The organism is Kineococcus vitellinus, assembly GCF_009906315.1.
Lineage (GTDB): Bacteria > Actinomycetota > Actinomycetes > Actinomycetales > Kineococcaceae > Kineococcus > Kineococcus vitellinus.
The window spans coordinates 13057-32457 of record NZ_JAAALL010000013.1; the positions used below are offsets into that span (position 1 = coordinate 13057).

A 19401-nucleotide genomic window follows, 5' to 3' on the forward strand; every position below is an offset into this window, starting at 1 on the left:
TCAGTCGAAACCGCGGAACACGCCGTCGGGATCAGCAGCACCCGCGAAGTCCTCCCAGTCCATGTTGGCGATGGACAGGTTGTTCTCCACCGACGCCAGAGCCTGCGGAGCCACGCGCAACTCCTGGACTGCACCGTCGCGGACCTCGAGCACCAGCAGCGGCATCTCCGGTGAGGAAAGCGTCGTCGCGTCGGCGAGCACGAGCAGCACGTACGGCGGGGCAGCGGCAGCCAGGTCGGCGACGGACGCCCCGGCCCACCGCTGGTGCTCGACCGTGCTCAGGTAGGGCACGAACCCGTCCGGACTCGGCGTCTGCACCGCGTTCAGCAGCGCCTCCCACTGCGGCTGGTGGGTGAAGTCGGTGCGGATCAGCAGCGATCCGCGATCCGCCGGCAGATCCCCGGACGCCGCCAGCGCGTCGTCCTCGGCAGTGAGCTCGGGGGGTTCGGCCTCGTACTCGGCCATCACTTGCCGCAGCCGTTCGTTGTCGGCCCGTTGCGCGTCCTCGTCTGACCACCCTGCTGTCTCCTGCGCCAGGGCAGCCAGCCGCTCCTGCTCGGCTTGCGGGTCGGGCGTGGTCTCCTCCACGCACAACCAGACGTCGCCCTCCGCGGCGTCCTCCGGCGGTTCGCACGCCGGACCGGGGTCGTCGACCCAAGAGGAGTCCGAGCTCACCGTCGGCGTCTCGAGCTCGCTCTGGCCTGCGGTGGAGGTTCGTACCGGGTCGGTCGGGGAGCTGCAGGCGGTGATCGCCACCAGCAGGGCGGTCAGGAGGAGGACGCGGCGCACGCTTCGAGTCTGCTTGAGGACCGGCACCCGGAGGGGGCCAACCCCCGTGCCGACCCCGGTCGGAGCAGTGGGCGCCCGCACCCAGAGCACTCCGATCGAGAGCGTCGACGACTTCGCGGTCATCCCGCGGTGTGCGCGGGCGCCAGTTGGCCGGCGATCGCGCGGACACGGCGATGTCTGGAGACGAGCGGCACGCGTCGACCGCCCGTGTCGTCGAGACGCCGGGCAGGCCGGTGACGCGGCTTGCCCAGCGTCACCGCCTGGAGTCAGTGTTCAGAGACCACCCCCGCGACCGGGGCGTCGGCGTCGTGGAAGAAGGGAAGGAGAGCGGCAGCGACCTTCTCCGGTGCTTCCAGGGCCGCGTAGTGCCCCACGCCCTGCAGCTGGACGGAGCGGACACTGGAACCGACGGCCGCGGACAAGGTGGCCTCGGTGAAGGCGCCACCACCGGCACCCACGGCCAGGACCGGGACCGCCAGCGGGTGCGCGGCGGCGAGGGCGGTGATGTCAGCTCCCTCGCTTAGCATCGAGCGGTAGAGGCCACTGGCCCCGCGGAAGCCTGCGGGTCGGGAGTAAGTCCGGGCGAACTCGCTCACATCGGCATCGGTGACCGACCCCGGCACCGCCATCATGGCGGGGAAGGCGAAGTTCCCCAGGAACTCCCGCTCGCGTCCGGCGAGCAGCATCTCCGGAATGCCCGGTGCGGCCAGGACACCGATGTGCCACGACCCGCCGTGGGTGACGTCGGCCAGCCCTTCCAGCCCGAAGCCGGCCAGACCCATCTCGATGGCGGTGAAGCTCAGGACGTCTGCGGGGTGGGAACTGGCGAACCGGAAGACCGCCGCGCCGCTGATGTCCTGCCCCACGACATGGACGGCACCCAGGCCAAGGTGGTCGACCAGGGCGTGCAGGTCCTGCGCCGAGGTGGCGCTGTCGTAGTCGCCGGGGCCGTTGCCGGAGTCACCGAAACCCCGCAGGTCGACGGCGATGACGCGGTGGTGCTCGGCGAGGAGGGGAATGAGGCGGTGGAAGGCCCACCACGTCTCCGGGAAGCCGTGCACGAGCAGGACGGCAGAGCCGGTGGTCCCGGCCTGGACGTAGTGGATCTTCGTCCCGTTGAGGTCAGCGTCGTGGTGGCTGACCTCGGGGATGGAGGCAGGTGTTGTGATGGGTGCGGTGGCGGGCGTGGACATCGTGTCCTCCTCATAGACAAGCGGCTTGTCGATGAAGTTAGACAAGATGCTTGTCTATGTCCAGCGCCCGACTAAGCTGGGCGGGTGTCTCGATCCGGTGCCGACCTCGCCCTCCTCCTGCTCGGAGGGTTCCGCAGCCTGGTGGACGCAGCTCAGGAGGAGCTGGGCCGGCGCGGGTACGAAGACGTGCGACCGGTCCACGACTTCGCGATCCGAGCCATCGCCGCGGGCGCGGACAGCGCCTCGGAGCTGAGCCGGCGCACGGCGGTGACCAAGCAGGCCGCGGCGCAGACGATCAGCGTGCTGCAGGACCGGGGATACGTGGTGCGGCAGGCAGACCCCGGCGACGCCCGGCGCAAGCGCCTGCACGTCACGGACCGGGGGTTCGATCTGCTCCGCGAGGGTGAAGCAATCTTCGACGAGCTGCGTGAGCAGTGGGCACGACGCATCGGGATCGAACGGCTGCAGCAGCTCGAGGCTCAGCTGAGCGAGCTCGTGGGCTCTGCCGCGGTGCGCGTTGACGCACCGGGATGGGTCGCGACCCAGGACTTCGGGCCCAGCGCGGCCGTGGAAACGACGACCCGCTCCGGCGCGTAACCGTCCAGCCGTCGTCGATGCGTCCGGTCATCTCGCCGTGCGCGCTATCGCCGGCGCCCCACGACGTCACGGTCTTGCCGAATTGCGGGTGGTTCCCGTTCCACACCGTGGTGCCTGGAGAGAGCGTTGCGCGTGGAGGACAGCGTCCTCGACGCTGAGTCCATGCACCACCACTGGCAGCTCGAGCCACCACCTGAAGACGTCGGCGTCCTGGCGCACGGCCGCATGCCGTTGAGCCGAGGCCAGGGCATCAGCGCCGAGCTGCACCACCTGCAGGCCCACGCCCAGGGGCTGATGCTGCACCTCGTGCTACGGGCCGACGGCGTCTACGCCGAGGCGGCCAAGCGCCAGCTGACGCCCCGGCCGATGATGCCCCGGCGCGACGCCGCGCCTGATGGGGACGGCCCCACGGCCGCCGCGGACTCGAGCCCGCTCCTGCACATCGAGGTCAACGACCTCGTCGAGCAGGTGCCGCCGCAGCGGAGCGAGGCCCACGGCACCAATGACGCCTTTGAGATGCAGGCGCAGTTCTGGATCGGCGAGCTGCCCCGCGATGGCCGGGTGGCTGTGGCTGTGCAGTGGCCACAAGCAGGACTTCCGCTCGGCGGCACCGTCCTCGACATCGCCGCCGGCACGGCGCGCTAGACGAGCAGAGCTGCCCCCGCAACGCTCGCGCATCCCGCGCTGCACGCGACGTCACGGTCATCCCGCGGTGCGGGCAGCGCACGGTCATCGCGCGTTGCGGGCGGCGTCACGGTCAGAACGCCCCACGTGCCCAAGGCACGATCAGGCACGACCTCAACAATGCCTGCTGAGGACACCTCCACCAACGCGCAATACCTGACGTGGAGCGGCTCATCCCGGCTCCGCCGGGTGCAGCGACAGGTCCGCGTGAGCGGCGCGGAAGTCCACTAGCAGCGCCCAGGTCTGCAGCCGGAACCAGTCACCAGCGGCGTAGTCCAGCAAACGCACCTGCGCGTCGCTGCCCGAGGCAAGGTCCCACCCGTCCTCGTCGACTTCCATGCTTTCCACCACAACGTCGGTGAAGTGCAGCCGCACCACCGGAGTCGCCTCAGCCCCGGCCGGCACCCAGTCAGGATCGAAGCGGCACCACAAGGTCAGCTCCGCCCGCGGCGCGGCGGCCACCTCCAGCCGCACCAGCTCGGTCTCGTGCAAGGTGACGTGCACACCGGCGTCGCTGATCACTTCATACAGTCCGGTGCCGGCATCCAGGACCTCTTCGCGGCTGACGCCGGAGAACGTCGCGACCCGCTCCGGGGCTGTCTTATCCGATGCTGACGTCCCCTCCGACGAGTCAGGAGCCGACCGACGACCGAACCACCACCGCACCACGATCATCGACCTTAGAGGCGATCAGCGAGACAGTGCACTCCCCTTTCGTGCACTGCGACGTCGCGGTCATCCCGCCTTCCGGGCGGGATCACGGCGGGGCGCAGGCTCGGGCATCCTTGCGCTGTGAAGTGGCTACCGTGGCAACGAGACATCCCCGTCAGCCCACTGGCCGCGCTGCCGGTCGCTGCGGTGCAGCTGGCGCGGCGACTCCCCGCCCCCGAGACGCTGCGCCGTCGCGCCCAGGGCCTAGCGATGCTGGAAGCCGTGCTGGTCGAGGACGAGGACAGCCGCGTCTTCGACGTCGACACCTACTGGGACACGAACGAGGAGCTGGCCTCGATGGACGACGGCAGTGGCAACGCCTGGTCGATGACCTTCACCCCCGCCGGGGTGTGGCTGCGCGGCTTTGACCACGAGAGCCCGATGAGCCCGTGGGCCGAGGAGCACGACCTCGACTGGCTGGCGGCGGTGCCCGAGGCGCTGCGTCGGGCCGCGGCGGAGCCGGCCTTCACCGGCGATGGCCTGCCCATGGTGACCGTCGCGTGCTGGCGACTGCCAGAGGACGAGCACTGGCACCCGGTGCAGCTGCGCAGCTCCGTCGTCGCGGACACCTCCGACGGCTCGGACTGGCTGTTCGCCGAACTCGAAGGCGACGGTGCAGCCGTCGTCGCCTACTTGGAAGAGATCCACGAGATCGAGGTGGACCTGCGAGACGTCGAGCACGTGCTGGGCCTGCAGCCACTGAGCGAGGAGCTGGTGCACCGCCTCAACCCCCAGCGACGACTGGCAGACCTGGCGAAGAACATCACGCGGATCGGCTACCCCGGCTCCACCTGAGCCGACCCGTCACAGTCAGGCGAGCATCCGGTCATCCCGCGTTGTGCGCAGTCCTGAGCTACCGGCGGCGTCGCGATCATGGCGAGATCAGAGCGTTGTGCTTCGGACCTCGTACCACCACGATCAAGGGATGACGCTGCACCGTTGGCCGCCGACCGTCCCTCCAGACGAACTCGGCGCGGTAGTGCACGGGCCGGTCATCCTCGCCCGCGCGACGGGCATCGTGGCTGGCTTGCGCTGCGTCTTCGCTCACACCACAGGACTTCTCCTGCCCTTTGTCCTGCGCGCTGAAGGCGTCCAAGCTGAAGCCGCCTCCCGCCAGGTCTTCGGCCACATCCACGAGCCGATCAACGACCCCCACGACACCCGGTCCTGGTCGCTGCCGCAGGTGCACGTCGAGGTCAACGATCAGGCTGGCTTCGCCGACTCCTCCGGAGGCCCTAGCTCCGGTGGCGACGACGACTTCGAGATGCAAGCGCGTTACTGGATCGACGAGCTCCCGCGCGATGGGCGACTGAGCATCACCGTCGCCTGGCCCCAGGCCGGCCTTTCCCAGACCCGGACCACCCTCGTCCTCGATGACATCGATGACTTGGAGACGAAGGTCCTCCGGCTGCTCTGACCACTTCATGGTCATCCCGCAGATGGCGTGACGAGCGCGATCCTGCCCGCTACGGTGACCAGCATGATCACCAAGACGTGCACCCGCCAGTGGCGGACCGGCCGCTAGGCCGGGCACGTCCTCACCGACGCACACCCCGCCCCAGCGGGTGTGCGGGCGCTGCTCCCGCCGGCCCGCGAAGGCCGACCCGAGGGGAACCCGCCCACCATGGCCCAGTTCAAGATCTACGGCCGAGACGACGTCCTGCGCCCGCTGCGCACACTCCTATCCGACACCGTCCACGCCGCCGCTGTCAACGTCCTGGGCCTGCCCGCCACCAAGCGCTTCCACCGCTTCTTCCCCATGAGCGAGGAGGACTTCCCCACGCCTGAGGGGCGCAGCGAGAGGTACACGATCATCGAGGTCCTCATGTTCACCGGGCGCAGCGTGGCGACGAAGAAGGCGTTCTACCAGCGCCTCTACTGCGACTTCGCTGAGCACCTGGGCATCGAGGCCGTCGACCTGGAGATCACCGTCGTGGAGGCACCGCGTCATGACTGGGGCATCCGCGGCCAAGCCGGGGACGAGCTGACCCTGACCTACCAGGTGGAGCAGTGACCCCGCGGCATCGACCGGTCATCCCGCGTTGTGCGCGCGTCTGGCGACGGCCGGGCCGTCTTCCAGTGCCGCAGGTCTGCGCATGATCACCAACCGTGCAGCAGCAGGGGCTCGCCCCGCTCGATCGCGTGGAGCGCGTCCGCGACGTAGTCGACGACATCAGCCGGCAGCGCGGACAGGGTCACCCAGACCAGCTCACTGCACTTGTCCGGCTCGCCGATGACCGGCTTCCCGCTCCACCGTTCCACGACGAAGAAGAGGTGCAGGTACTCCAGATCGCCCTCGTCCTCGGGCGCTGAGTGCACCAGCAGCGCCAGGCGACAATCAGCCGGTACGGCCTCGACGCGGACCTCCTCCCGCAGTTCCCGCAGCAGGCCGGCCACGGCGTCTTCCCCGCCCTCCAGGTGCCCGGCGGGCAGGCTCATCTGACCGGAGCGGAAGGTGGTGCCCGCCCGGCGCAGCATCAGGAGCCGCTCTCCATCGCGGAGGACCCCGTAGACGGCGGCGGGCAGGCGGAAGCGATCGCGAGGCACGAGCGGACGGTACCGAGCAGAAGGAACCCGGTCAGCTCACGGCACGATCGTCAGCTCACGGCGCGGTAGTGCCTCGACCGGTGTCCTGCGCCAAGCGGTGAGCGGCCTGCTGAACCCGCGGCCAGCGGCTGGCTCGGGCCCGCTCTCGTCCCCGTCGCACCGCTTCCGGGTCAGCGGTCTGTGGGGAGCCGTAGTCGAAGGGCGGGGCGGGGTCGTACTCCAAAGCCAACTGCACCCACCGGGCCAGATCCTCACCGCACTCCAGCGCCGCCAGGTGCAGCGCGAAGTCGATGCCGGAGGTGATCCCGGCACCGGTGACCACTGCACCATCGACGACGACGCGCTCGGCGACCGGCTCGACGCCGAACTCGGCCAGCATTGGCAGGGAGGCCCAGTGGCTGGTGGCCCGCTTGCCCTCGAGCAGCCCCGCCGCCGCCAAGGCGAAGGAGCCGGTGCACACCGAGGTGACCCACCGCGCCGTAGCGGCTTGTCGGCGCAGGAAGTCCAGGGCGACGTCGTCGTCGAAGAGGTCGAAGGCGCCCTCCCCGCCGGGGACGAACAGGATGTCCGCTGGTGGGCAGTTGGTGAGGGTGGTGGTGGGCACGATGGACCAGCCGCAGTCGGTGACGACCGGGGCGGTGTCGTGCCAGGCGAGGTGGACCTGGGCGCCGGGGAGGCGGTCCAAGACCTGCGCGGGTCCGGTGAAATCCAACTGCGTCACCTTGGGGAAGAGCAGGACGACGATCTGCAGGTCAGCCACGGGCCCAGCGTAGGCAGCCGGGGTAAGGGGATGGGCGACGCACAGTCATCCCGCTGTCGTGGACGTTGACCGGCGCTGTGAGCACCGGTCATGTGCTCGTTTTCACGGACCTGATTAGCCGAAGTCCCGCACGAAGCGACGCTCCGCACGCCCCGCCGACCCGCGCACCTCGACGTCACCGGTAGCCACCCAGCCTGCCCGCTCGTAGGCGCTGATCGCTCGTGCGTTGTCGGCGATGACCCACAGCTCACCGCGAGACAACGCCGCCCGACGGGCGTGCTCCTGCACGTGCTCGAGCAGCGCCCGCCCGCCACCAGAGCCCCACACCTCGGGATCGGTCGCCAGATAGCGGATCTCCACGGACCCCTCCTGAGGGATCAAGATGCAGAAGCCGACGGCGCGCTGGCCACGGCGCGCCAGGTGCAGCGAGGCGCCCACCTCGGCCAGCGTCTGCTGGATACCCGCGAGCTTCTCCTCCACCGGGGCCACCGAAGGCAGCTGATCCCTCCTCGCGGTCGCGCGGGCCCAGATGCCTGCTGCCTCGCGTTCGGCGTCGATGCCTTCCGCCCGCTCGACCGTCAGCTCCTCATCGGTGATCTGCATCGGTCCATGCTGCCGGATGGCGGGGACCAGCCAGCCACCGCATCCCACTCGGGTTCACAGCAGGGAGCGACCCTCGGGGGACTTCACGGTCATCCCGCGTTGTGCGCGCTCTCAAGCGGCTGACGACGTCGCGGTCTTGGCGATGGCCGCAAGATCATCCTTCCCCCATGACGACTACTGCCACGGTCCAGACCAGGCTCAAACGCCGGTCACCCCGTTAGGCTTGATCCATGGAGTGCTTCCCCGCCACGCGCACCCGCTGAGGAATGACCTCCCAGCGCGGGGCGGTCAGCAGCCGCCCACCACGAAGGTGGTCGGCCCCCCTTCGAGCCCTTGAGCAGGAAGCAACCCCATGACCTCCCCTGCCACACCCACGCCCTTCAGTAGCAACCAGACGTCACCAACCGACCCGATTGCCAACACCTTCGACACCTGTGTTGTGTTCATGCTGGGCTACCCCGGCACGGGCAAGCGCACCGTCGGCGGGCAGCTCGCGCAGCAGCTCGGCGGCGTCCTGGTCGACAACGCGCTCATCAACCGCCCCCTGCTGGAACTGTTCCAGTGGGACGGTGTCGCGCTGCTTCCACCGGCGATCTGGGACTACGTCGTACCCATCCGAGATGCCGTGCTGCGCACCATCGAGGATCTGGCGCCGCCCACCAACAGCTACGTCTTCACCAACGTCATCGAAGACGGCCCGACCGCAGCTGCGACGTACGACACGCTCCGGTCCCTGGCCCACCGACGGGGATCACTGTTCCTGGCGGTCATGCTCAGCTGCGAGATCGAGGAGCAGGTGAGCCGGATCGACAACCCCGACCGGGTGGCCTTGCGGAAGGGCTGCGACCCGGAGGGCTACCGCGCGTACACCCTGACCACGCCCCTGTACCAGCCGCCGCCGACCGAGGTCCTCCACCTCGACACCACCCAGACCGCACCGGCCGACAACGCCCGACGCGTCCTCGACGAGCTGCACAGCCGAGGCTTCGTCGGCGGGATGGGGGCAGGCCCCAGCTAAGGCCGGTGCAGGCTGGCGGGGAGGCTGGGTCCACCGACACCTCCTCGCCGGCGAGCCACAGTCGCCCTTACGTCGTCATGGTCATGCCGCGGAGCACGAACGCTCGATGATGGCGATGGCACCCACAGGTCGGACGGGTCAACTAGATCAACGGGCGACTGCTGCCTCCAGCAGCGACAGCGCTGGTGCCTCAGCATCGAGAGCTACCTGGATGCCGACCGGCATCGGCAGGTTCGGGCCGGCGTGCCCGAACTCGACCCCACCCAGGACGGGGATGTCCCGGTCACCGAGGACGTCCAGCACGATCTCGCGCAAGGACGGTGATGGATCCGGCTCTGCAAGGCCCTCGATGGCGTGCGGGACACCCACCACCATGCCGCTGATCCGATCCAGGATGCCGGCGTGACGCAGCACGTGCAGGTAGCTCCACACGTACGAGGCGAGCCCACCCATCTCCTCCCAGAACAGCACCGCACCGCTGAAGCGCTCCAGCGGCAGGGCGTACTGCGTGGCCTGGACTAGCGCGATGCGGTTGATGACCCCGCCCATGAGGGGTCCCTCCGCACGCCCGGGGCGCCAGCACTGCCAGGAGGAGGTGGCGGGCAGGGCGCCGATCGCCTCGGTCCCGGTCAACAGCCTGCGGTAGAGGTCCTCGAGCTCGCCTCGGCGGGCGGTCGCGGATCGGCGCCAGGCGCCGCCGATCCCGGGGGTGGCCAGGTCGGCGTGGAACCCGACCAGGCCCGTGCGCTGGTGCAGCACCAGGTGCAGCAGGGAGATGTCGCTGTAACCCAGGATCGGTTTGGGGTCGTTGACGATCGCGTCGAGGTCGATGAGGTCGAGGTAGCCGAAGGCCGTCTGCCCGCCGTCGTGGGCGATGATCGCGCGCACCTCCGGGTCGCGGAGGAGGCCGTTCAGTTCCTTGGCGATGCGCGCCGGGGTGGCGGCGCTCCACCAGTGCTGCAGGCCCACCTGCAGCAACGGGGCACGGCGCACCCGGAACCCCATCCGCTCCAGGACCGCTTCCGCTTCCTGCAGGTCGGGCTCGTACTGGGCGTGCAGGGGTCCTGACAGCGAGGCGATGACCACGAGGTCTCCCGGCCTCAGGGCGTGAGGTCGCAGGAGTCCGGGCGAGCCATCGGTGATCACCGGGGCAGTCTCACGGCCCACCTCGACCGCCCGCCACTTCTTTGCAGCATTGCTGTCAGACCTCTAACGACTTCACGGTCAGCCCGCGTTGTGCGCGGCGGGTTCTGCCCGATGAGCAGGAGTCAGGTGAGCAGCTGACCGGTCTCCTGGGCCAGGAGGACGCGCAGGTGACCAGCCGGCAGCCCCCGCAGCCAGACGTTCGCCTCCTCCAGCGCTGCCCGCAGCACCTGCACGGGACTGCTCCCCTCCCACTCACTGGCCGGGTACTCCGTCCCCGGCACCGGGATCGCCACCGTCCAGCTCCACGACCCCGACTCCCCGGCCGGGACGTACCCGACGCTCACGTCCATCCCCGCATCGTCGTCGGGCAGGTGGCAGCACAAGCGGGCCACCTCCGCCAGCAGCTGCGACCACCCTCGCCACGACCGGGCCGCCCCCTGGACGAGGTCGTCCACCTCACTCGGCACCGTGACCTCGCATGAGGTGGAGAGGGTCTTGGCGAGCTCCTCGATCACTGCGGCGGGATGACCGGCCAGCTCGTAGGCGTCCTCGCCGGAGTGGGGAAGCTCGAAGTTGACCTCCCAGGACAGGTCGACTCCCTCGTCCTCACCTAGGCGGCTGTAGGGCACGTAGGCCAGGGTGAAGCCGCAGCCCGCAGGATCCAAGGCGATCATCGAGGCCAGCACCATCGTGGTGGCCTGCTCCACCTCTGACCAGGGGCGAGGGTCGTCCCATCCCTTCGCGTCTGGCGGGACGGCGAGGCCTTCTCGGTGAGCCACGGATCGAGCATGGCCAGGCAGCGGGTCCCATGCCACCGACTTCACGGTCATCCCGCCGGTCGCGCGTATCAGGCCGTCCAACCTGAAGCCTCGACCCTGCAGATGCGCTCAGGCGCGTCTGGATCTTCGTGCTCAATCTCGTACAAGCACTCCCCGCACCCCTCGGTTGGATCATGCTCTCGCCAGTCATGACGACAGGTCGGGCAATCTCCGTAGTAGGCCCACTCGGCCCACTCCTCCTGCCGGCGGCTCCACCACTGCCTCAGCGTCTGGCGCACGTCGTGAGCATGGCAGGAGCGGCGACGACTTCACGGTCATCCCGCAGTGCGCGAGCGCACGGTCATCCCGCCGTCAGTGCGCGGCGACCGGGACGAAGGCCATCACCTCCCTCTCGCGCCCCTCGTCTAGCCCGCGCTCACCCGTCGGCACGAAGCCGGCCCGCCGCCAGGCCCGCACCGCCCGCACGTTGGCCACCGCCGGATCGACCGTCAGAGGCCGCCAGCGGCGAGCGGTCAGCTCCTCAGCCAGCGCCCGGGCAACCACCGGCCCCAGCCCTCGGCCCTGCGCGCCGGCGGCCAGGAACATGTCCAGCCCACAGCGAGCACCCTCCTGCCAGGCCTGGATGAGCCCGACCGGTGCTTCCGCCGTCTCGATGATGTACACCACCACCCCGGGCAGGCGTACCCCGGTGTACTTCGCGACCACCTGCTCCAGCGCCACCGGTGCACCGCCCCACCAGCGGTGCACCTCCTCCTGCGCCAGCCAGGCGGTGATGCTCTCCGCATCGGCGGGGCTGGACAGGCGCAGGCGCAGGCCCTGCGAGGGCTCGCTCGTCAGCTCCGATGGGTAGCTGCGCGCCATCCTCCGACGCTAGGCCAGGATGCACTCCGCCAGCTCGATGGTGCGGCGCGTCCAGTCATCCCGCGGTGCGTGTGCTTCTGCCGCATCGGCCGGCGGTGGCTCTCAGTGCGGGTGCGGTAGGGGACGTAGCCGCGTCGAGGCCCAGTCCTTGACCAAGGCGCTCACCGCCACGACCGGCGGCAGGTGCGCCCACACCTCCACGTTGAACCCCGGCGACGGTGTCGTCACAGACCAGGCCAGGCGGGTCAAAGCGGCGCGGCGACGTTGCACCCCGATGAGGGCGCTCCCCAGGGGGACGACGACGGAGTCGCCACTGGCCTCACTGCTGCGGACCTGCCAGGTCGGGCGCGGTACTTGAGGCCAGGGTGCGCCGTAGCCGGTCAGCAGGGACACGGTGACCATCCCGCGCTCAGCGGCGGCGGCGTAGGAGCCTGGCGCAGCCCACGCGATGTCGGCGGGCACGTACAGGACACTGAAGGTCACGTTGGTTCCCGGCGGGATGGCCCGACGCGGAGGGCGTTCCTCGAAGGGGTGCACGACGAAGTGGTCGATCAGTCCGTGGTCGGCGGTGAGGCTGGGCAAGGTGGGGGGCTCGAAGCCCAACCAGTCCCGCAAGCTGGCCTGGGAGGTGGGTTGCCAGGCTTCGGCGAGGGTGTCCGGCGGGCGGTTGTAGCCGCGGCGGCTGCGTCCGCGCATGGGCAGCAGGGAGTCCAGGATGCGCACCGCTGGCGGTGGCAGGGGCAAGCCGGTGAGCGGCTCGTTCCAGCCTTCGGCGTCGGTCGGCTCCGTCATGGCTTCGACGATGCCAGCGCCAGGGCGCTGTTCGCTCCCTCCCGGCCAGAGGAGCCGGCCCAGGTGTCCGACGATCTACCGGTCATCCCGCGATGAGGGTGGCTCCCGTCACCAGCCTCACAGGGCCAGGTGCAGCCGCAAGGCGTTGTCGAGGGCGTCCAACGCCTCGAGCGGCAACCGCCCCAACGCCGGTCCCAGCCGGTCGACCGAGACGGCGCGGACCTGCTCGGCCTGGGCCTTGGAGTCGACGTGCAGTCCGGTGTCCTGGGCGGTGAGCAGGACCTGGAAGGGGAACACCCTGGCGGTGCCGCTGGTCACCGGGACCACGGTGACCACGCCCCGACCCAGGCGCTCAGCGACCGCGTTGGCCCGGTCGTTGCTGACCACGACCGCGGGCCGGCGCTTGTTCGCCTCACTGCCCTGGACGGGGTCGACGTCGACGAGGCGGACTTCCCCGCGGCGCATCAGCGCAGTCCGTCAGCCGCGACGCCCTCCCACACCTCACGCTCCCCGGAGTCGTCCCAGTCCTTCCAGGCGGCGGCGTAGTCCTGCTCCAGCTGCTGGTGGGTCAGTGCCCGGATGGCCCGCTGACAGCCGCGGACCGGGACGGCAGACCGGCCTGGCGGACGTGCTCGTCGAGGGCGGCGACGTCGGCTTCGGAAAGGCTGATGCTGAGCTTCACGAGTCGATGCCACTCAGGTAGCACCGCCGATGCCACCTTCCGGTCATCCCGCAGGCCGGAGTGCCGGGAGCTGGCCAGATCGAGCTCGCGATCTTCCTGAGGAGTTCCACGAGCACCTGCACCCACCCCCTGTGGTCGGTGCATGTTCACGAGCATCGTCGACCACCCCTGGGTGCTGGTCCCGCTCATCGTGCTCGTGGTGGTCGTCGTGGCGGCGGTGCTCGCCATCCGCGGCGTGCTGAACCGCCGCCAGCAGCGACCGCCCTCCCCGCCGTCCTCCCCGTCGTCTTTCGGCGATCCGCGGGGACTGAGGCCCCATCCCCGTGGTGAGAGCAGCCGGGCGCAGCACGCTGCCCGCCCCACCACCTCGCATCCCCTTCGAGGCGCTGACCGACCCGACCAGGACCCGAATCGGCCCTGGTTGCTCCTGCACCCGACGAGCAGCGACCCCAGGGCCAGCCACCCCGCCTGGACCCTGTTGCTGCAGAACCCCTCGCCGGTCCGGCGGAGGTTCGCAGGCTGCGGCGCCGCATCGACCAGCTCGTCGACGGGAACCTGCGAGACCGCTTCGACGACTGGAGCCGGCCGCACGGTCATCCCGCGTCGTGCGTGGTCTCGAGCAGCCGAGGACGACCTCCCGTGCGAATCCTGTTGGTTGCCCTGGTGCCCGGCGGCTGGCACAGACCAGCGCCCACGCTGAACCGACCTGATCTCCCACACGACGGTGCCGGTGATGCGACGATCACCTCAGCGTGCCCACTACGGCACACACCGCCTGAGAGGCCGCCGATGACCAAGGACGAGAACCGCCGCCGCTGGGCCGGCACCGCCCGCACCGCAACCGCCGGCGCGCTGGTCGGAGCCATCGGCGGAGCGGTCGCCGGCACCACTTCACTGCTGGGCGACGGAGGGTTCTCCACCGGAGCCGCCGTGGTCTTCGGCGGCGGGTTCGGCGCCGTGTTCGGTGCCCTCTTCGGTGTGGCGACCGGCGCTGTCGGAGGCTGCTTGGCGGTGCACGTGGTCCGTCGACGCATCCGGCTCGCCCGGACGCTGCTGGCGGTGTGCAGCGGTGTCCTGATCGCCCTGGCAACGGCGTGGAGCCTGGGGCCCGAGGTTGATCAGCTCGGGTGGATCGTCCTGGCCGGAGCGATCGCCTCGACCGCCGCGTGGCTTTGCGCTCCGTGGTGCCTGCGTCCTCTCCGTGCGGCCGACTCGCCTGCCTGAACCGCTGATCGCCGCGCAACACCATGGTGCGAGCGATTCCACGGCTGTCCCGCGTTGCGCGCTGTCGTGGGCGGCCGCGACACCTGCTCAGCTCCGCGACTGTCACCGAGGTCCTGAGGCATCGCACCAGCCCGGTCCGGGTTCTCCGGGTTCCGCGAGCGGATCGGGTCGCCTCCGCGCGGTGCTCCTGCGGTCCTTCGGTCCCGTCAACGACGGTCGGCGGCCGGCGGCGCGCATGAAGCCTGCGCGAGCAGGAAGGAGTCGATCGCCGCCCAGGTGGCCTCGGGGTTCTCGAGGTGCGGCAGGTGCCCGGCGGCGGGGACCTCGACGAACTGCGCGCCGGGCACCGCCCGCGCGACGGCCCGCCCGTAGGCGGGGGTGACGATGCGGTCGCTGGCGCCCCAGGCCACGAGGGTGGGCACGGCCACCGCGCCGAGCCGCTCCAGCAGCGTCGGGTCGCTCATGCTCCTCCCCGCCACGACGGCCATCGTGGCCGCGTTCCCCTGCTGCAGCGCGCGCTGCTCGTCGCTGAGGCCGGCCGGGTCGAGGTGGCCGCGCTCGGGGTCGTGCCAGGCGGCTTCGGCGAGCCCGCGGGCGTCGAGGGCGAAGAAGTCGGCGATCGGCTCGCCGTCGACGACCGCACCGACGCCGTCGACGACGACCACGGCCCCGACCAGCCCGGCGCAGCGTTCGTCCGCGCCCGCTCGCACGGCGGCCTGCACGGCCACTTCCAGGGCGATCCAGCCGCCGATCGACGACCCGACCAGCACGACGTCCCGCTCCCCGTGCTCGAGCAGGCGGGTGAGGTAGGCGGTGGCGAGGTCGGCGATCGAGCCGATGGAACCGGGGCGCTCGGTGCCGTCCCAGCCGGGGTGGGTCGGGGCGCAGGCGTGCAGGGTGCTCGCGAGGTGGGCCACGACCGGGGCGACGGTGCGGAGCCCGCCGCCGCCGTGCAGGACGAGGGCGGTGCGTGCGTCCGGGTCGCCGGCCTGGAGGACGGGCAGGTCCGTGGGAAGCGTGGGGGGCGGGGAGGCGGGCATGGTGCTCCTGATCGAGTCAACGTGTTGATATACGGGTGTTGATACCGTAGCACCGTGACGACCGACCTCGAAGCCCTCGGGCAGGCGATCAAGCGTGCGCAGCACCGCAACCACCGCACGATGGACGCCGCGCTGCGCGAGGTCGGGATCAGCCTCGTGCAGTGGGACGCCCTGCGCGCCGTCGCCCGACTGCCGGGAGCCTCCGGGCACGAGCTGGCCCTCGCCACGTTCCAGAGCGACCAGGCGTTCGGCACCCTGGCGACCCGGCTCGTCGAGCGCGGGCTCATCACCCGCTCCGCGGGCCGCGGGCGGCGCCTCGAGCACGCCCTCACCGAGGCGGGGCGGGCGGCGCTCGCGGACGGCCGGCGGTTGTCGGTCGGCGTCCTGCAGGACCTCTTCGCGCCGCTGGGCGAGGAGCAGCGCAACGACCTGCTCCGGCTGCTCCAGGACCTCCTCGGCGGCGACGCTCGCCGGTCGCCGGTCGAGGACGCCCAGGAGCCGCCCTGCAGATCATGAGGGGTGCCTGACACGTCCGCCCACGCCACACGTCCGCCCACGCCGATGGCCGCTGCGCCGCGGGTGAGATGTCGGTGGCCTTCGACAGGCTGTGTCCATGAGTGACGAGACACCGAACGTGGCTGCCCCTGACGACGTGATGACGCGCATCGGCCGCGGCATCGAGTTGAACCAGCGCGGCGAGAAGGCGCGAGCCCACGCGCTGTTCACGGACCTGTGGTCTCAGATCGGCCCCGACGGCGACGCCGTGCACCGCTGCGCACTGGCGCACTCCATGGCCGACACCTGCGATGACCCGCACGAGGAGCTGCGGTGGGACCTCGAGGCCCTGCGGGCAGCAGACTCGGTCACCGATGAGCACGCCTCCGCTGCGGGCATGGCCGGGCCGGTGGCCGCGTTCTACCCCTCTCTCCACCTCAACCTCGGCGAGGTCCACCGCAAGCTCGGCGACCTCGACGCCGCTCGACGCCACCTCGACCTGGGGGGTCGAGCCGTGAGCACGCTTCCAGACGACGACTACGGACAGATGATCACCGCGGGCCTCGACGCTCTCCGTCAGCGACTCGACTCCGGGGAGCAGCCCACTTCGTGACTGCCGCCCTCGGCGTTGCGCGCTGCCGGCGCACGTCGCGGCCATCCCGCGATCCGGGCGCGATCACGGCTGTCCACGATCCGCAGGACGGGCCTGTACGACCCCCGCCGCCCTCCGGCGCCGCAACCGCGCGACGCCGACGGCGAGCGCCATCGTCAGACCGGCGACGGCGACCTGCACGAACGGCGCGAAGTGCAGACCGAGCACCGCCGTCGAGGACTCGGAGGTGTGCACGCTCCACAGCCCCCACACCGTGAGGACCGCGAACAGCACCGCCCCCGCGCTCTCGGTGACCAGCTCCCAGCTCGTCCAACCGGCCGCCGCCACGCGCTGGGCGACGGAGACGCCGGCCGCGACCACCGGCGACCTACCGGGTGACGTCCACCCACGTCGCGCCCGTGAGGTCCGCGAGCTGCTGGGGCGTCGTGCGGACAGCGCTGCGAGGGCTGCCGCCGGCCGGGTAGACGACCTCGAAGGCGCGCAGCGACTCGTCGCAGTAGACGTCGAGGGCGCGCGGGTGCCCGAAGGGGCTGACACCACCGACGGGCTGGCCGGTGAGCTCCTCGGTCTCCTGCGCCGCCAGCATGCGGGGCTTGGCGCCGAAGCGGGCGCGGAACTTCGCGTTGTCGAGCCGGGAGTCGCCACCGGTGACCAGCAGCAGGACGCGCTCCCCCGCACGCAGGGCCAGGGTCTTGGCGATCTGGGCGGGTCGCACGCCCAGGGCGCCGGCCGCCGCGGTGACGGTGGAGGTGTCGGCCGCGGTGTGCACGACGCGCAGCCCACCGTCGCGGGCGTCGAGGAAGGCCTGCACGCGCGCGGTGCTGGAGGTTCCGGAGGTGCTCACGGGCGGTTCGCTCCTGTTCTGCCGGGGCCCTGCCGCGCCGGCGGCGGAGTGCGGACGCGGTGGACGGCGGAGGCGTCGGTGCCCACTGTTCCCTAGGCTGCGGCCGTGGCGCTGGCGGCGGTGGTCTTCGACCTCGACGACACCCTCTTCGACCACTCCACCGCCGCGCTGAGCGGCCTGCGCACCTGGGTGCGCTCCCTGGGCCGGAGCAGCACCCCCGAGCTGGAGAGCGCGTGGGCGGCCGCCGAGCAGCGCCACTTCGCCTCCTGGCGCGAGGGGCGGATCGGCTTCGCCGAGCAGCGCCGCCGGCGGCTGCGCGAGGTGCTGCCCCTGCTGCAGCTGCCCGTCGGCGAGGACGCCGAGCTCGACGCGCTCTTCACCGGCGGTTTCCTGGTCGCCTACCAGGCGGCGTGGACGGGTTTCGACGACGTGGACGCGGCCCTGCGGCTCGTGCACGCGGCGGGGCTGCGCACCGCCGTGCTCACCAACGGCACCCGCGAGCAGCAGAACGCCAAGATCGAGGCCATCGGCCTGCGCGGCCGCCTGGGTCCTGTCCTCACCGCCGAGGAGCTCGGCGTGGCCAAGCCCCGCCCGCAGGCGTTCCGGGCGGTGTGCGAGCACCTGCGGGTGGCGCCCGAGCAGACCCTGTACGTCGGCGACGACCACGACGTCGACGTCCTGGGCGCGCGGGCGGCGGGTCTGCACGCGGTGCACCTGGACCGCGGCGGCGCCGCAGCGGTGCAGGAGGAGGACCGGATCACCTCGCTGCACGAGCTGGCGGCGCACCTGGACCGGCCGTGGCCCGGCGCGGTCAGCGGGCCGCGGGGCGGGCCACGACCAGCAGCGCCACCAGCGAGACGGCCGCGCCCAGGCTCATGAGCAGCGCCACCGGCACCGCGCTGTGCTCGCCGCCCAGACCGGCCAGCGGGGCGGCGATGCCGGCGGTGCCCCACTGCACCATCCCCAGGACGGCCGATCCGGTGCCCGGGTGCTGCGGCACCGCCGCGTTGGCCAGCGCTCCCGCGTTGCCCAGCACCAGCCCGACGGCCACCATCAGGGCGAAGAAGCAGACCAGCGCCAGGACCAGCGGCGTGCCCAGCCACAGCGCCCCGACGAGCATCGCCACCCCGGCGCCCAGGGCCAGCACCTGGCCCACCGCGATGACGGTGCGGGTGGGCACTCGCCCCGCCAGGCGGGCCGCGAGCAGCGCCGCGAGGGTCATGCCGCCGGCGTTGGCGGCGAAGGAGACCGCGTAGGCGATGGGCGACAACCCGTTCATCGAGCGCAGCACGAACGCCGAGGTCGCGACGTAGGCGAAGAGGGCGACCATGATCGAGGAGCACACCAGCAGGTAGCCCACGTAGTCGCGGTCGCCCAGGACCTGCCGGGCCGCTCCGGCGAAGCTCGCCAGCCCCCCGGTGTGGCGATCGCGGGGCGGCAGCGTCTCCGGCACGACCGCCCAGACGGCCACCCCGGTGGCGGCGGTGATGAGCGCGATCGCCCAGAACGGCGCCCGCCAGTCGGCGACCTGCAGGATGAGCCCGCCCAGCAGCGGCGCCAGGATCGGCGCGATGCCGCCGACGCCCTGGACGAGGTTGAGGGAGCGCACCAGCTGCGGTCCGCGCGCCAGGTCGACGACGACCGCGCGCCCGATGACCATCGCCCAGCCGCCGGCGAACCCCTGCACGAACCGGGCGGCCGCCATCGCCGCGATGCCGGGAGCCGCGGCGCAGGCGATCGAGGCGAGCAGGACCACGGCCACGGCCACCAGCAGCGGGCGCCGCCGGCCGCGCTGGTCGGAGAACGGACCGCCGGCGAGCTGGCCGGCGGCCATGCCGACGAAGAAGGTCGTCAGCGTCAGCTGCACCGCGGTGGCCGAGGTGCCCAGGTCGCGGGCGACGTCGGGGAAGGCGGGGACGTACATGTCGGTGGCGAGCGGCGCGATGGCGGTGAGCAGGACGACGGTGCCGATGAGGGCCGCCGAGACGGGACGCGGGCGCTCAGCCGGGGTGGCGGGGACGGC

26 protein-coding genes are annotated in these 19401 nt (G+C 71.4%); 10 read left to right on the forward strand and 16 right to left on the reverse strand.

The annotated features are described in order from the left end of the window. Together GTQ99_RS02575 and GTQ99_RS02580 are read right to left on the reverse strand one after the other, a co-directional pair. Complete coding sequence (locus tag GTQ99_RS02575) at positions 1–789, reverse strand: DUF6924 domain-containing protein (RefSeq protein ID WP_166614176.1); 789 nt, start codon at positions 787–789, stop codon at positions 1–3. Positions 790–1055: 266 nt separating this feature from the next. Further along, a complete protein-coding gene (locus GTQ99_RS02580) occupies positions 1056–1982 on the reverse strand; it encodes an alpha/beta fold hydrolase (protein WP_166614177.1) in 927 nt (308 codons plus the stop codon). 84 nt (positions 1983–2066) lie between these two features. Here GTQ99_RS02580 and GTQ99_RS02585 point away from each other — a divergent pair, with 84 nt between their 5' ends. Then, positions 2067–2579, forward strand: a complete 513-nt coding sequence (locus tag GTQ99_RS02585) for a MarR family winged helix-turn-helix transcriptional regulator (protein WP_166614178.1) — start codon at positions 2067–2069, stop codon at positions 2577–2579. 132 nt (positions 2580–2711) lie between these two features. Continuing rightward, a complete protein-coding gene (locus GTQ99_RS02590; protein WP_166614179.1) occupies positions 2712–3224 on the forward strand; it encodes a hypothetical protein in 513 nt (170 codons plus the stop codon). A 210-nt stretch (positions 3225–3434) separates the two neighbouring features. Here the strand turns inward: GTQ99_RS02590 and GTQ99_RS02595 are convergent, their stop codons facing one another. Further along, on the reverse strand, positions 3435–3938 hold the full coding sequence (locus GTQ99_RS02595; RefSeq protein WP_166614180.1) for a hypothetical protein: 504 nt from the start codon (positions 3936–3938) through the stop codon (positions 3435–3437). Between the two features lie 117 nt (positions 3939–4055). Here GTQ99_RS02595 and GTQ99_RS02600 point away from each other — a divergent pair, with 117 nt between their 5' ends. From GTQ99_RS02600 to GTQ99_RS02610, 3 genes are all read left to right on the forward strand, one after another. Next, positions 4056–4769 (forward strand): hypothetical protein, encoded by a 714-nt coding sequence (locus tag GTQ99_RS02600; RefSeq protein WP_166614181.1) that lies wholly within the window; start codon positions 4056–4058, stop codon positions 4767–4769. A gap of 130 nt (positions 4770–4899) precedes the next feature. Continuing rightward, positions 4900–5391 carry a hypothetical protein gene (locus GTQ99_RS02605; RefSeq protein WP_166614182.1) on the forward strand — a complete coding sequence of 164 codons (492 nt, stop codon included), beginning with the start codon at positions 4900–4902 and terminating at the stop codon, positions 5389–5391. Between the two features lie 207 nt (positions 5392–5598). Then, entirely contained in the window at positions 5599–5988 is a 390-nt protein-coding gene (locus tag GTQ99_RS02610) for a tautomerase family protein (protein WP_166614183.1), read from the forward strand. A gap of 86 nt (positions 5989–6074) precedes the next feature. On the opposite strand, the gene GTQ99_RS02615 is transcribed toward GTQ99_RS02610, so the two are convergent. The 3 genes from GTQ99_RS02615 to GTQ99_RS02625 all read right to left on the reverse strand — a co-directional run bounded on the left by GTQ99_RS02615 (position 6075) and on the right by GTQ99_RS02625 (position 7884). Beyond that, entirely contained in the window at positions 6075–6521 is a 447-nt protein-coding gene (locus tag GTQ99_RS02615) for an NUDIX domain-containing protein (protein ID WP_166614184.1), read from the reverse strand. Positions 6522–6576: 55 nt separating this feature from the next. After that, positions 6577–7281, reverse strand: coding sequence for a DJ-1/PfpI family protein (locus tag GTQ99_RS02620; protein ID WP_166614185.1), 705 nt, complete (start codon positions 7279–7281; stop codon positions 6577–6579). Between the two features lie 114 nt (positions 7282–7395). Beyond that, the gene (locus tag GTQ99_RS02625) at positions 7396–7884 is read right to left on the reverse strand and encodes a GNAT family N-acetyltransferase (protein WP_166614186.1); all 489 of its coding nucleotides are present in this window, start codon (positions 7882–7884) and stop codon (positions 7396–7398) included. 352 nt (positions 7885–8236) lie between these two features. On the opposite strand from GTQ99_RS02625, the gene GTQ99_RS02630 reads away from it, so the two are divergent. Continuing rightward, entirely contained in the window at positions 8237–8902 is a 666-nt protein-coding gene (locus tag GTQ99_RS02630; protein ID WP_166614187.1) for a nucleoside/nucleotide kinase family protein, read from the forward strand. Between the two features lie 147 nt (positions 8903–9049). Here the strand turns inward: GTQ99_RS02630 and GTQ99_RS02635 are convergent, their stop codons facing one another. From GTQ99_RS02635 to GTQ99_RS24220, 6 genes are all read right to left on the reverse strand, one after another. Then, complete coding sequence (locus tag GTQ99_RS02635; RefSeq protein ID WP_205706657.1) at positions 9050–9988, reverse strand: LD-carboxypeptidase; 939 nt, start codon at positions 9986–9988, stop codon at positions 9050–9052. Positions 9989–10170: 182 nt separating this feature from the next. Then, positions 10171–10755: a hypothetical protein gene (locus tag GTQ99_RS02640; RefSeq protein ID WP_166614188.1), complete on the reverse strand. Its 585-nt coding sequence runs from the start codon at positions 10753–10755 to the stop codon at positions 10171–10173. 423 nt (positions 10756–11178) lie between these two features. Further along, positions 11179–11688: a GNAT family N-acetyltransferase gene (locus GTQ99_RS02645; RefSeq protein ID WP_166614189.1), complete on the reverse strand. Its 510-nt coding sequence runs from the start codon at positions 11686–11688 to the stop codon at positions 11179–11181. 102 nt (positions 11689–11790) lie between these two features. Next, the gene (locus GTQ99_RS02650) at positions 11791–12480 is read right to left on the reverse strand and encodes a hypothetical protein (RefSeq protein WP_166614190.1); all 690 of its coding nucleotides are present in this window, start codon (positions 12478–12480) and stop codon (positions 11791–11793) included. Positions 12481–12597: 117 nt separating this feature from the next. Further along, positions 12598–12945, reverse strand: coding sequence for a type II toxin-antitoxin system PemK/MazF family toxin (locus GTQ99_RS02655; protein WP_276611910.1), 348 nt, complete (start codon positions 12943–12945; stop codon positions 12598–12600). Positions 12946–13048: 103 nt separating this feature from the next. Beyond that, positions 13049–13390: a ribbon-helix-helix domain-containing protein gene (locus tag GTQ99_RS24220; RefSeq protein ID WP_205706658.1), complete on the reverse strand. Its 342-nt coding sequence runs from the start codon at positions 13388–13390 to the stop codon at positions 13049–13051. 561 nt (positions 13391–13951) lie between these two features. Here GTQ99_RS24220 and GTQ99_RS02665 point away from each other — a divergent pair. Further along, the gene (locus GTQ99_RS02665) at positions 13952–14386 is read left to right on the forward strand and encodes a hypothetical protein (RefSeq protein ID WP_166614191.1); all 435 of its coding nucleotides are present in this window, start codon (positions 13952–13954) and stop codon (positions 14384–14386) included. A 206-nt stretch (positions 14387–14592) separates the two neighbouring features. On the opposite strand, the gene GTQ99_RS02670 is transcribed toward GTQ99_RS02665, so the two are convergent. Continuing rightward, positions 14593–15426 carry an alpha/beta fold hydrolase gene (locus GTQ99_RS02670; protein ID WP_166614192.1) on the reverse strand — a complete coding sequence of 278 codons (834 nt, stop codon included), beginning with the start codon at positions 15424–15426 and terminating at the stop codon, positions 14593–14595. A gap of 54 nt (positions 15427–15480) precedes the next feature. On the opposite strand from GTQ99_RS02670, the gene GTQ99_RS02675 reads away from it, so the two are divergent. Continuing rightward, complete coding sequence (locus GTQ99_RS02675) at positions 15481–15942, forward strand: MarR family transcriptional regulator (protein WP_166614193.1); 462 nt, start codon at positions 15481–15483, stop codon at positions 15940–15942. Between the two features lie 97 nt (positions 15943–16039). Then, positions 16040–16534 (forward strand): tetratricopeptide repeat protein, encoded by a 495-nt coding sequence (locus tag GTQ99_RS02680; RefSeq protein ID WP_166614194.1) that lies wholly within the window; start codon positions 16040–16042, stop codon positions 16532–16534. A gap of 63 nt (positions 16535–16597) precedes the next feature. On the opposite strand, the gene GTQ99_RS02685 is transcribed toward GTQ99_RS02680, so the two are convergent. Next, positions 16598–16894: a hypothetical protein gene (locus GTQ99_RS02685; protein WP_166614195.1), complete on the reverse strand. Its 297-nt coding sequence runs from the start codon at positions 16892–16894 to the stop codon at positions 16598–16600. 7 nt (positions 16895–16901) lie between these two features. Continuing rightward, a complete protein-coding gene (locus GTQ99_RS02690; RefSeq protein ID WP_205706659.1) occupies positions 16902–17378 on the reverse strand; it encodes a YbaK/EbsC family protein in 477 nt (158 codons plus the stop codon). 105 nt (positions 17379–17483) lie between these two features. Here GTQ99_RS02690 and GTQ99_RS02695 point away from each other — a divergent pair, with 105 nt between their 5' ends. After that, the gene (locus GTQ99_RS02695) at positions 17484–18257 is read left to right on the forward strand and encodes an HAD-IA family hydrolase (protein WP_166614196.1); all 774 of its coding nucleotides are present in this window, start codon (positions 17484–17486) and stop codon (positions 18255–18257) included. Here the strand turns inward: GTQ99_RS02695 and GTQ99_RS02700 are convergent. Next, the coding region (locus GTQ99_RS02700) for a multidrug effflux MFS transporter (RefSeq protein WP_166614197.1) at positions 18190–19401 on the reverse strand (1212 nt) is incomplete at its 5' end. The genes GTQ99_RS02695 and GTQ99_RS02700 overlap by 68 nt on opposite strands.